At 73.7% G+C, this 11397-nt stretch carries 7 protein-coding genes and 1 pseudogene; 1 reads left to right on the top strand and 7 read right to left on the bottom strand.

Annotation, left to right across the window (positions count from 1 at the left end; all coding sequences use genetic code 11):
- The 6 genes from IM725_RS18510 to IM725_RS18485 form a co-directional block, all read right to left on the bottom strand.
- The coding region (locus IM725_RS18510) for a glutathione-independent formaldehyde dehydrogenase (protein ID WP_193782113.1) at nt 1-852 on the bottom strand (852 nt) is incomplete at its 3' end.
- Between the two features lie 119 nt (nt 853-971).
- On the bottom strand, nt 972-4241 hold the full coding sequence (locus IM725_RS18505) for a DUF748 domain-containing protein (protein WP_193782112.1): 3270 nt from the start codon (nt 4239-4241) through the stop codon (nt 972-974).
- A gap of 14 nt (nt 4242-4255) precedes the next feature.
- Complete coding sequence (locus IM725_RS18500) at nt 4256-5800, bottom strand: efflux transporter outer membrane subunit (RefSeq protein WP_193782111.1); 1545 nt, start codon at nt 5798-5800, stop codon at nt 4256-4258.
- Nucleotides 5801-5803: 3 nt separating this feature from the next.
- The gene (locus IM725_RS18495) at nt 5804-7033 is read right to left on the bottom strand and encodes an efflux RND transporter periplasmic adaptor subunit (protein ID WP_227753931.1); all 1230 of its coding nucleotides are present in this window, start codon (nt 7031-7033) and stop codon (nt 5804-5806) included.
- Complete coding sequence (locus IM725_RS18490; protein WP_193782115.1) at nt 6981-10178, bottom strand: efflux RND transporter permease subunit; 3198 nt, start codon at nt 10176-10178, stop codon at nt 6981-6983. The genes IM725_RS18495 and IM725_RS18490 overlap by 53 nt, the downstream gene beginning before the upstream one ends.
- Entirely contained in the window at nt 10175-10615 is a 441-nt protein-coding gene (locus IM725_RS18485; protein ID WP_193782110.1) for a MarR family winged helix-turn-helix transcriptional regulator, read from the bottom strand. The genes IM725_RS18490 and IM725_RS18485 overlap by 4 nt, the downstream gene beginning before the upstream one ends.
- A gap of 63 nt (nt 10616-10678) precedes the next feature.
- On the opposite strand from IM725_RS18485, the gene thpR reads away from it, so the two are divergent.
- On the top strand, nt 10679-11260 hold the full coding sequence (thpR, locus tag IM725_RS18480) for an RNA 2',3'-cyclic phosphodiesterase (protein WP_193782109.1): 582 nt from the start codon (nt 10679-10681) through the stop codon (nt 11258-11260).
- 10 nt (nt 11261-11270) lie between these two features.
- Here thpR and IM725_RS18475 read toward each other — a convergent pair.
- Nucleotides 11271-11397 (bottom strand): annotated as a pseudogene (locus tag IM725_RS18475) (IS630 family transposase); the annotation flags it as partial.

Below are 11397 nucleotides of genomic sequence, written 5' to 3'. Positions count from 1 at the left end.
CACCACCCCCAGGCCCCCGGTCGCCTTGACCGACTTCACCAGGTCGTTCATGGTGGCGTTGGGCACCTCGTGGCCGGCCGGGTCGTGGCACTGGTAGCCCACGCATTCGCAGCCGCGGTCGGCGCCGCGGCCCTTCGTCAGTTCCTTCACCTGGTCCACCGGGTTGCCGCGGCTGTCGTCGATGGCCACGGCACCGATCTTCTCGGCCAGCGCGAGGCGGTCCGGGTGCCGGTCCACCACCATCACCTGGCTGGCCCCGCGCAGCACCGCCGAGTAGGCGGCCATCAGGCCGACCGGCCCGCAGCCATAGACGACGACGGATTCGCCGGGCATGAAGCCCGAGAGTTCGACCGCGTGCCAGCCCGTGGGCCAGATGTCGGCCAGCATCACGTAGTCGTTCTCCTGCTCCTGCGCGCCCTCGGGCAGCTTCAGGCAGTTGAAGTCGGCGTAGGGCACGCGCAGGTACTCGGCCTGGCCGCCTTCGTAGGGGCCCATGTCGGCGTAGCCGTAGCCCGCGCCGGCGTTGCCCGGGTTCATGGTCAGGCAGGCGGCGGTGTAGCCGCGCTCGCAGTTCTCGCAGAAGCCGCAGCTCACGTTGAAGGGCACGCAGACGTGGTCGCCCTTGCGGATGCGGCGCAACGCGGGGCCGGCCTCGACCACCACGCCCAGGTTCTCGTGGCCGATGATGCGGCCCTTCTCCAGGGTGGTGCGGCCCTCGTACATGTGAAGGTCGGAGCCGCAGATGTTGGTGCTGGTGATCTTCACGATCACGTCGCAGGGATGCTCGATGCGCGGGTCCGGGCGCTCGACCACCTGCACGTCGCGCGGGCCGTTGTAGACGATGGCTTTCATGGCTGGGGTTCCTGGTCGGGTTGGCAAAAACCCGTGGGTGTACCCGCCGTCCGCGGTGCGCGATGTCGGACAGCGCCGTGGGCGCTGTCATCCCCGTCACGCGGTGTGCGCCGGGCGCGTCAGCGGGGCGCCAGGCCCAGCTTCAGCGGCACTGGCTTGCCCGGCGCCGACTCGACCGCCGCGGGCGCCGCCGCGCTCGCGCGCGTCCCATCCACGCCGGCCTGGGCCAGCGCAGACAAGAGCTGCTGGGCGCGCGCCCGGCCCAGCGCGGGCAGCGCGTCGGCCGGCAGCGGCTGCTCGCGCGCCAGCCGATCGTGCAGCGCGCGGTAGAAGGCGCTGGCATCGGCCACCTGCGGCTCGCCCGAGATCAGGTTGGCGGCGCGCTGCCACAGCGGCACGGGCGCCGCCGGAGTGGCGGGCGCGGCAGCCGGCGCGCCCGCCCCCGTGGCGCCGCCGCCCGCACGGGCCGCGGACTGTGCCGCCGCCCTGCCCGCCTCGGCTTCGGCGGCCTTGCGCGCCTTGTCCAGCTCGCCGTCGCCGAAGCGCTTCGCATAGAGCTCGCGCATGGCGCTGCGCAGCTTTCGGTCGCCCAGGTCCAGCGGGCCCGGCGCCTCGCCGGGCTGCAGCTTGACGCCGGCGCGCGCCAGCAGCTCGCGCCGCAGCGCATCCTCGCGCAGGGCCGCGCCATCGGCGGCTTCGCTGTAGCTGGCCGGCACCTCGAGCCGCAGGTTGCCGCGCTTGGCCAGCGCCTGCGCCACCTGCCCCAGCTTCTCGCGCTCCGGCGGCAGCAGGCGGCTGCTGCCGGGGTCGAACGCGATCGCCTCCAGCGAATTGCCGCTCACGCCCAGCAGCGAGCCCAGTGCGCGGAAAGGCGCCGTGACCACCTTGGTCAGCACGTTGGTGATGGCCTTCCAGATCAGGGCGCCGTAGCTGAACTGCGGGTCGTCCAGGTCGCCGCTGACCGGCAGGCCCAGGTCGATGCGCCCGTCGCTGTCGGTGAGGATGGCCAGCGCGAGCTGCAGCGGGATCTTCAGCGCGTCGGGGCTGTCCACGCGCTCGCCCAGCGTGAGCTTGTCGATCACCACGTGGTTGTTGCCCTCCAGCCGGCCCTCGCGCACCTTGTAGTCCAGGTCCAGCGAGATGCGGCCGCTGGCGATGCGGTAGCCGGCGAACTTCATGCTGTAGGGCGAGGCCGGCACCATGTCCACGTTGCGGAAACTGAAGCGGACGTCGGTGTTGAAGCGCGGCACGAAGGGGTTGAGCTCGCCCTCGATGCGCGCCAGCCCGAACTCGTCGACCCGGCCCTCCAGCGCGATCTGGCTGCGGGCGCTGCCGCTGGAGGAGATGCCGTTGACGGCGCCGCCCAGCTCGTAGATGCGGGCGCTGAACTGCGGCCGCAGGCTGAGGTCGGTGAACTCCAGGCGGGAGTTGGCCACGCGCAGGCGGCGTATGCGCACGGGGAAGGGGTCGCCGGCGGGCGCCGGCGCGGCCGCAGGCTTCGCCGCGGGGCGGGCGGGCGCGCTCGCCACGGCCTGTGCCTGTGCCTGTGCCTGCACTGGCGCCGCAGCCGCGCTGGCCGGCGCAGCCGCCGCCGTCGCGGCCGAGGCCGCCGCGGCGGGCGGACGCACCAGCAGCCGGGCGGCGTTCAGGCTGCGGTTTTCCTCGATGATCAGCTTGGCATCGGCCCCGGTGAGCCGCAGCTCGGGGATGTCCAGGCGGTTGGGCGCGAGGGCCAGCGTGAGCTGCGGCGCCGACAGCCGCTTCCAGCCGGCGAAGAGCTCGCCGGTGGTCTCGCGCAGCGCGAAGCCGGCCACGTCCAGGCTGCCGGCGTAGCGCAAGGCAGGCGCCCTGGCGCTGCCGCCGCCGGTGTCCAGCCGGCCGCGCGCATCCACCTTGCCGCCGCCGATGCGCAGCTTGACGAAGCGGGCCAGCAGGGGCTCGACCGGCTTGAGCGCCAGCCCGGCCACCTGCACCTGGGCCTGCAGCGCCGCGGTGGCCGGCACCAGCGTGCCCTGCGCGGAGAGCCTGCCGCCCTCCTGCACCTGCACGTCGGCGTCGAATGTCAGGGGCTTGTCCAGATCGGTCCCGGCACCCAGCACGGTGGCATCGATGGCCGCCAGCCGCAGGTGCACGCCGCTGCCCGCATCGGCGAAGGCGAGCCGGCTGCGCGACAGCTCGATGCGGTCGACCTGGGCCGCCCAGGCCGGCGTGGGCGGGGCGTCCGCCCCGGACCCGGCAGCCGGCTTGCCGCCCTGCGCCGGCAGCCAGCGCAGCAGGCTGATCGCGCCCTGGGGATCGCGCTGCACGTCCAGGTCCAGGCCTTCCAGCGCGAGCTTGCCGGCGCGCAGCCGCCGCGCCTGCAGGTCCAGCGCGGCCTCGCGCACGGCCAGCCGCGTGAGCGCCAGCGGCGCGAGGCCCGCCTTGGCCAGGTGCAGGTCCGTCATCGAGAGGTTGCCGCCGCTGGCGCTGAACTGCAGCGGCCCGTTGCCGGCCCGCGCGAGGTGGGCGGTGAGTCCCAGCTCGCCGCTGTCCACCCGGCCCTGCAGGCCCTGCCAGTCGAGCGCCAGGCCCTGCAGGCCCAGGCGGGCGCCGTTCAAGTGCACGTCCAGCCGGCCGCCGGCGTACTCCACCGTGTAGGGCAGCGTCGCGGCGAGCCGGCCTTCCAGTTGCACCAGGCCCGCCACGCGGGGCTTGATGTAGGCCGCCAGTTCGCCCAGCGAGGCGTTCTCCAGCACCAGTTCCCCCGTGGCGCGCAGCGGCTGCAGCGACAGGTGGCCCCGCCACAGCAGCTTGCCGCCGTAGCGCGATTGCGCGCTCAGCGTGTGCGTGTCGCCGCCGTCGGCCAGGGTGTTGAAGTCGTCGAGCTCGAAGCCGATCGGCGTGATGGTGTTGTCGTAGCCGGCCTGGCGGTCCTGGATCTGCACCAGGCCATCCTCCACGGCCAGGCGCTCGATCACCAGGCGCGGCAGGGCTGCGGGTTCGGCGGCGGGCTGCGACGGCGGCAGGGATTGCAGCAGCTCGGCGATGTTGAAGCGGCCGTCCGGCGCGATGCGCAGGTAGGCCGTGGGCTGGCCGATGCGGATCGGCCCGAAGTGCCAGGCCCGGCTGGTGAGGGAACGCCAGCGCAGGGACACGTCCAGCGAGCCCACGCGGGCCAGCGGCGCGCCGTCGGCCTCGGCCAGCGTCAGGTCGGCCGCCTCCAGGCGCAGCGTGAACGGGTTGAAGCGCAGGCTGCCGATGCCGCCCTGGCGGTGCAGCACCTGCACGATGTAGCGGCTGGCCTCGCGCTGCACGAACCAGGGCACGAACCAGAAGCCCAGCGCCGCGTACGCCGCCAGCGCGAGCAGCAGCCCGACTCCCACCTTCCAGCGCCATGACCCCAGGCCCATGGCCCGAGCATACGTCACGCGGGGGACCAGCCGCCGCCCAGCGCCTTGACCAGGGTCACGGTGGCGCGCCGCTGCCGGTTGCCCAGGTCCAGCAGGCTGCGCTCGGCCTGCAGGGCCGCGGCCTGCGAGGCCACCACCTCGAGGTAGCTCGCCGCGCCCTCGGTGTAGCGCGCCGTGGAGAGCGCCAGCGCGCGACGCGCCGCCGCCAGGCCGGCGGCCTCGGAGTCGGCCGCCGCGCCGGTTTCGCGGATCAGCGCGAGGCTGTCCTCCACCTGCTGGAAGGCGGCCAGCACCTGGCCCCGGTAGCGGGCCCCGGCCTCATCGAGCTGCGCCTGCGCGTTGGCGATGCCGGCGGCGCGGCGGCCGCCGTCGAACAGCGCGAGCGCCAGCGTGGGGCCTATCGCCCACCAGGTGTTGGGCGCCCCCAGGATCTGCCCGGGCTGGCTGGTCTGCAGCCCCCCCATCGCGCTGAGCGTGACGCTGGGGAAGAACGCGGTGCGGGCCACGCCCAGGCTGGCGTTGGCCGCGGCCACGCGCCGCTGCGCCGCCGCGATGTCGGGCCGCCGCTGCAGCAGCTGCGAGGGCAGGCCCGTGGGCACGCTGGGCAGGGGCAGGGCTTCGCTGCGCGTCTCCACGCTGAAGGTGGAGGGCGATTCGCCCACCAGGGCGGCGACCGCATGTTCCACCACCGCGCGCTGCGCCAGCGATTGCCGCAGCTGCGAACGCGTGGCCTCCAGCTGGGCCTGGGCCCGTGCCAGGTCCAGCCCGGAGGCGATGCCCCCGTCGTGGCGCTCGCGCACCAGGTCGAGGGCGCGCGCATAGGCGGCTTCGGTGGACCGCAGCAGCTGGGCGTCGCGGTCCAGGCCGCGCAGGGCGATCCACTGGTCGGCCAGCTGGGCCTGCAGCGAGAGCCGGGCCGAGGCCAGGTCCGCCTGGGCGGCGGCCTCGGCGGCGCGCGCCGAGGTCACCTGCTGCCGCACGCGGCCCCACAGGTCGATCTCGTATTCCAGGTCCAGGGTCAGCGTGGCCGAGTCGTACAGGTCCGGCGAGTTCGGGCCCAGCACACGCAGCGGGCGCTGGCGCGACTGGCGGTCGCGCTGCACATTGGCGCTGCCCGACACGCTGGGGCCCTGCGCCGCACCGGCCAGCGCACTGGCGGCGCGGGCCTGGTCATAGCGCGCCAGGGCGGCGGCAAGGTCGGGGCTCTGGGCGTCCAGCCTGCGCTCCAGGGCGTCGAGCTCGGGATCGCCGAACAGGGTCCACCAGTCACCGCGCGGGGCCTCGTCGGCCGGCTGGGCGGGGGCCCAGGCCCCGGCCTCGCGCCAGCTCGCGGCCGTGGGCACAGCCGGCAGCGGCGTCTCAGCGGGCGCCGCGCAACCGCCCAGCACCAGCGCCAGGGCCAGCGCGGCCAGGCCGGGTGACACGGCACGGGGGGCCGCGGGCCGCACCACGGCCGTGTCCGCGGCCGGCGCCGTGCCCGCGTCTCGGGCCGCCTGCGCTGCGCCCTCCAGGCGCGGCCCGTGCGCGAAGGCGTCCAGCAGAAAAACGGAACGCGCCATGGCTCAGCGCTTGCCGGCCGCGGAGGCCGGGGCCACGGGCGTCGCGACGACCTGCACCTTGTCGCCCTCCTCCACGCCGTCCGGCGGGCTCTCGACCACGCGGTCGCTGGCCGCGAGGCCGCTGCCGATCTCGACCACCGCGCCCAGGTCGCGCGAGATGGTGACCGGCTTGAGCCGGATGCGGTCCTCGCCGTCCACGACGGCCACGCGCACACCGGCCTGGCCGTAGATCAGCGCGCCCGGCGGCACGCTCAGCACGCCCGCCGGCCGCGCCTGCGGAAAGGCGACCGAGGCGAAGCCGCCCGGCAGCAGGTCGGCGCCGGCGTTGTCCAGCGCCAGCTGCACCAGCATGCTGCCGCTGGCGCTGCTCACGGCGCGCGAGACGGCCTGCACCGTGGCCGGCCAGCTGCGGCCGGGCTGCTCGGGCACGCTCACGCGGGCCTGGGTGCCGGTGCGTATCGCCGCCGTGTAGGTCTGCGGCACGTTCACGTACACGCGCAGCTTGCGCAGGTCGGACACCACGAACAGCTCCGAGCCCGGTGCGCCGCCGACGTTGATCAGCGCGCCCACGTCGGTGTTGCGGGCCGTCACCACGCCGTCGAAGGGCGCGACCAGGCGGGTGAACTGCTTGAGCGCCTCGTAGCGCTGCACGTTGGCCTCCAGCGCGCGCACCGCCGCCTGGCGCGCCGCCAGGTCGGCGGCCTTCTCGTCCGCCTCCTGGCGCGAGACGGCGTCGCGCTGCAGCAGCGCCTGCCAGCGCTTCGCGGTGGTCTCCGACAGCGCGGCGTTGGCGCGGGCGGTGCCCAGCTCGGCGCGCGCCTGGGCCAGCTGCTGGTCCAGGTCGGGCGTCTCGATCTCGGCCAGGAGCTGGCCGGCCTTGACCGGGGTGCCGATGTCCACGGTCCAGCGCTTGAGGTAGCCGGGCACGCGGGCGTAGATGGGCGCGCGCGACTGCGCCTCGATGCGGCCGGGCAGCTCCAGCGTGGAAGCGGCAGAGCCGCCGCCCGGGGGAATCACCACCACGGGCCGCAGCGTGGCGGCCTCGGCCCGCGCCTGCAGGGCCTGGGCCTGCGAGCGGCGCGACAGCAGCCCGAAGGCGAGCACCGCGAGCGCGATGACGACGAGCACCAGGGCCGCGAGCTGGAAGCCGCGCGACCGTGCGTGGGCGGGGTGCGGCGCCTCAGGCGGCATGCGCATCTCCAGGAAGGGGTTGCGGAAGGTCCTGCGGTGCATGGCGCCTGTGCACCAGGCTGAACACCACGGGAACGAAGACCAGGGTGGCGACGGTGGCGAAGACCAGGCCGCCGATCACGGCCCGGCCCAGCGGCGCGTTCTGCTCGCCGCCCTCGCCCAGGCCCAGCGCCATGGGCAGCATGCCGATGACCATGGCCAGCGCCGTCATCAGCACCGGGCGGAAGCGCACGAAGCCGGCCTCCACCGCCGCGGCGACGGGGTCGCCCAGCACAGCCAGCCGCTCGCGGGCGAAGCTGATCACCAGCACGCTGTTGGCGGTGGCCACGCCCATGCACATGATCGCGCCGGTGAGCGCCGGCACCGAGAGCGTGGTTTGGGTGGCGAACAGCATCCACACGATCCCGGCCAGCGCCGCCGGCAGCGCCGAGACGATCACGAAGGGGTCGCTCCAGGACTGGAAGTTCACCACGATCAGCAGGTAGATCAGCACGATCGCGCCCAGCAGGCCCAGCAGCAGGCCGGCGAAGGCGCGCTCCATGGTGCGCACCTGGCCCAGCACCACCACCGTGGAGCCGCGCGGCAGCTGCGGCTGCAGGTCCTCGATGGCGCGGCGGATGTCGGCCGCCACCGCGCCCAGGTCGCGGTCCTGCGTGCTGGCGTTGACCTGCACCAGCGACTGCACGTCGTACTGGCTCACCACCGCGTTGCCGGTGCCGCGCCGGAACTCGGCCAGGCCGCCCAGCACCGGCGGCGCGCCGGCGCCCGCGCTGCCCGGGCCCGAGAGCGGCAGGCCGGCCAGCGCCGCCAGCGAGTCCATGCGGTACTGCGGCGTCTGCATGACGATGGAGTAGCTGATGCCGTTGGCCGGGTTCAGCCAGTAGGTGGGCGCGACCTGGCTGGAGCCGGCCAGGTTCACCACCAGGCTGTTGGTCACGTCGCGCTCGGTCAGCCCCAGTGCGGCGGCGCGCGAGCGGTCCACGTCGACCGCGAACAGCGGGCTGCGGTTGGACTGCTGGATGCGCGCGTCGGCCACGCCGGGAATGCCGCGGATGCGCTTGAGCAGCTTGCCGGCGAATTCGAAGTTGCCCGCCAGGTTGGCGCCCCGCACCTGGATGTCGATGGGCGCGGGGGCGCCGAAGTTGAGGATCTGGCTGACGATGTCGGCCGGGGGGAAGGAGAACACCGTGTCCGGGAACTGGCGCGGCAGCGTCTCGCGCAGCGTGCGCACGTAGTCGGCGGTGGGCGCGTGGCCGTGGCGCAGCGCGATCTGGATGTCCCCGTCCTGGGTGCCGATCACGCCGGTGTTGTTGTAGGTCAGGTTGATGCTGCTGTTGGGCAGGCCGATGTTGTCCACCAGCGTGGCGGTCTCCTCGGGCGGCACCACCTGGGCGATGGCCCGCTCGATGCGGGCGAAGCGCTGCGCCGTCTCCTCCACCCGCGTGCCCACCGGCGCCCGGGCGTGGATCAGGATCTGGCCGCTGTCCACCGCCGGGAAGAAATTGCTGCCGATGAAGGGCACCAGCGCGAAGGAGGCCAGCACCAGCAGCAGGAACACGGTGACGAAGCGGCCCCGGCGCGCCATCGCGAGGTCCAGCAGACCGTGGTAGCGGCCGCGCAGCCGCTCGAAGCGGGCCTCGAAGCCGCGCTGCAGCCGCACCGGCCAGGGGCGCTGGGCGAGGTCGGTCTCTTCCAGGTGCGGCGCATGCGGGCGCAGCAGGTATTTGGCCAGCGTGGGCACCAGGGTGCGCGAGAGGACGAAGGAGCAGGCCATGGCCAGCATCACCGCCTCGGCCATGGGCACGAACAGGAAGCGCGCCACGCCCTGCAGGAAGAACATGGGCACGAAGACGATGCAGATGCACAGCAGCGAGACGAAGGCGGGGGTGACGATCTGCTGCGCGCCGTCGAGGATCGCGTCCTCCACGCCCTTGCCGTGCTCCAGGTGCCAGTTGATGTTCTCGATGGTGACGGTGGCGTCGTCCACCAGGATGCCCACCGCCAGCGCCAGGCCGCCCAGGGTCATCAGGTTCAGGGTTTCGCCGATGAGCGCCAGGCCGGTGAGCGCGCCCAGGATGGACAACGGGATGGAGACCGCAATGATCACCGTGGAGCGCCAGCTGCCCAGGAACAGCAGGATCATCAGGCTGGTGAGCGCGGCCGCGATGGCGCCTTCGGTGGCCACGCCCTTGACGGCGGCGCGCACGAACAGCGACTGGTCGTTGATGGGCGCGACCTTCAGTTCGGCCGGCCAGCCCGCGCTCGCGGCCTTGAGCTTGCCCAGGATGCCGTCCACGATGTCCAGGGTGGACGCGCTGCCGTTCTTGAGCACCGACATCAGCACCGAGCGGCTGCCGTCCACGTGCACGATGTTGGTCTGCGGCGCGTTGCCGTCGTGCACGTTGGCGACGTCGCGGATGTAGAGCGTGGCGCCGTCCACGGTGCGTATGGGCAGGCGGCCCAGGTCGGCGATGGCCGAGGGCGCGTTGTTCAGCAGCAGCGCGTACTCGAAGGCGCCGATCTTCTGCGTGCCGATCGGCACGATCAGGTTCTGCGCCGCCAGCGCATTGGCCACGTCCTGCGCCGACAGGCCGTGCGCCTGCAGCGCCGCCGGATCCAGGTCGATCTGCACCAGGCGCTGCTTGCCGCCGTAGGGGTACGGGATGGCCGCGCCGGGCACCGTGACCAGCGGCGGGCGCACGGTGTTGATGCCCAGGTCGAACAGCGACTGCTCGGACAGGCCCTTGCCCGAGAGCGCCAGCTGCAGGATGGGCACCGTGGCGGCGTTGAAGTTCAGGATCAGCGGGGGCGTGGTGCCGGGCGGCATCTGCCGCACCACGGTCTGCGAGATCGCCGCCACCTGCGCGTTGGCGACCGCGATGTCCACCCCCGGCTGGAAGAAGATCTTCACGATGCTGATGCCGGTGTAGGTGCTGGCCTCGATGTGCTCGATGTCGTTCACCGTGGTGGTGAGCGAGCGCTGGTACAGCGTGGAGATGCGCCCGGCCATCTGGTCGGGCGGCAGGCCGGTGTAGTTCCAGGCCACCGCGATCACCGGGATGCGGATCTCCGGGAAGATGTCGGTGGGGGTGCGCAGCGCCGCCAGCGGGCCGACGATCATCAGCAGCAGCGCCATCACCACGAAGGTGTAGGGCCGGCGCAGCGCGGTGCGGACGATGCCGATCAGCATGGGCCGGCCCCCGTGAGGTTGGCCTTGACGCGCTCCAGCAGCGCGGCCAGCTGGCGCCGCTCGGCGGCGTCCAGCCCGGCCAGGGCCCCGGCCTCGGTCTGGTCGGCCAGCGGGTCCATGCGGGCGAGCAGCCGGCCGGCGGCGCGGCCCGGGCGCAGGCGGTGGGCGCGCCGGTCGTCCGGGTTGGGTTCGCGCTCGACCAGGCCCTCGGCCTCCATGCGGGCGAGCAGGCGGCCCAGGGTCATGGGGTCGGTGTCGCACAGCTCGGCCAGCTGCGCCTGGTTCAGGCCCTGCTGGCGCCGCAGGTAGCCCAGCACGCGGCAGCGGTCCAGCGACAGGCCCAGCGGCTCGGCGCGGGCGCCGAAGCTGCGCGTGTACAGGCGCGAGACGTCCTTGAGCAGGAAGCCGAAGTGGTGCTGGGGGTCTAGCGTCATGGCAGGCGCGCGGATAGTAACGATTGATACGACCTGCTGCAAGCCAGGGGTTATGCTGGCGCGATGACCGGCCCCCGCATGCCCCCGGCGGACGCGCCGCCCACCGGGCCCGTCCAGCCCGCCACGCCCGGCGGGCGCCTGCGCCTCTTCGTGGCGCTGTGGCCCACGCCGGCGGTGCGCGACGCGATCGCGGCCTGGCAAGGCCGCTGGGCCTGGCCGGCCGGCGCGAAGCCGGTGGCGGCGGAAAGGCTGCACCTCACCTTGCAGTTCCTGGGCATGGTGCCCGAGGGCCGGCTACCGACCCTGAGCGCGGCCCTCGCCACGGTCGCCGTGCAGCCGCTCACGACCCGCTGGGGCCGGGTGCAGGACTGGGACGGCATCGCGGTGCTGCGGCCGCTGGCGATGTCCGGGCCGCTGCAGGCCCTGCACGAGGCCTGCGGGCGCGCGGTGCAGGCCGCCGGCCTGCCCACCGAGGCGCGGCGCTTCCGGCCGCACCTGACGCTGGCACGCAAGGCCCGCGGCGCCCTGCCGCCGGCCGGGGACTTCCGCCTGGACTGGAACTGCGATGGCGGCTTCGCCCTGGTGCAGTCCGTGGGCCAGGGCGGCGGCTACCGCGTGCTGCAGGCCTTCACGCCCCAGCGCTGAGGCGACCGGGCTAGTGTCCTGTCCCGGTAATTCGTGCGCAGAGGCGAGCGAGTTTTTCGAGGATTGAATCCGCGGTGGCCGTCCAGGTGAACGGCTTGCAGTTCTCGTTGTACTGCCTGACGAAGCTGTCGATCTTT

The organism is Ramlibacter aquaticus (assembly GCF_015159745.1).
GTDB lineage: Bacteria > Pseudomonadota > Gammaproteobacteria > Burkholderiales > Burkholderiaceae_C > Ramlibacter > Ramlibacter aquaticus.
This window is presented reverse-complemented; position numbering and strand designations above follow the sequence as displayed.

Bases quoted from the DNA above. Each gene is read 5' to 3' on its own strand.
- thpR (WP_193782109.1), top strand. From the start codon at position 10,679: ATGACCGGCCCCCGCATGCCCCCGGCGGACGCGCCGCCCACCGGGCCC.
- IM725_RS18505 (WP_193782112.1), bottom strand. From the start codon at position 4,241: ATGGGCCTGGGGTCATGGCGCTGGAAGGTGGGAGTCGGGCTGCTGCTC.
- IM725_RS18485 (WP_193782110.1), bottom strand. From the start codon at position 10,615: ATGACGCTAGACCCCCAGCACCACTTCGGCTTCCTGCTCAAGGACGTC.
- IM725_RS18500 (WP_193782111.1), bottom strand. From the start codon at position 5,800: ATGGCGCGTTCCGTTTTTCTGCTGGACGCCTTCGCGCACGGGCCGCGC.
- IM725_RS18495 (WP_227753931.1), bottom strand. From the start codon at position 7,033: ATGCACCGCAGGACCTTCCGCAACCCCTTCCTGGAGATGCGCATGCCG.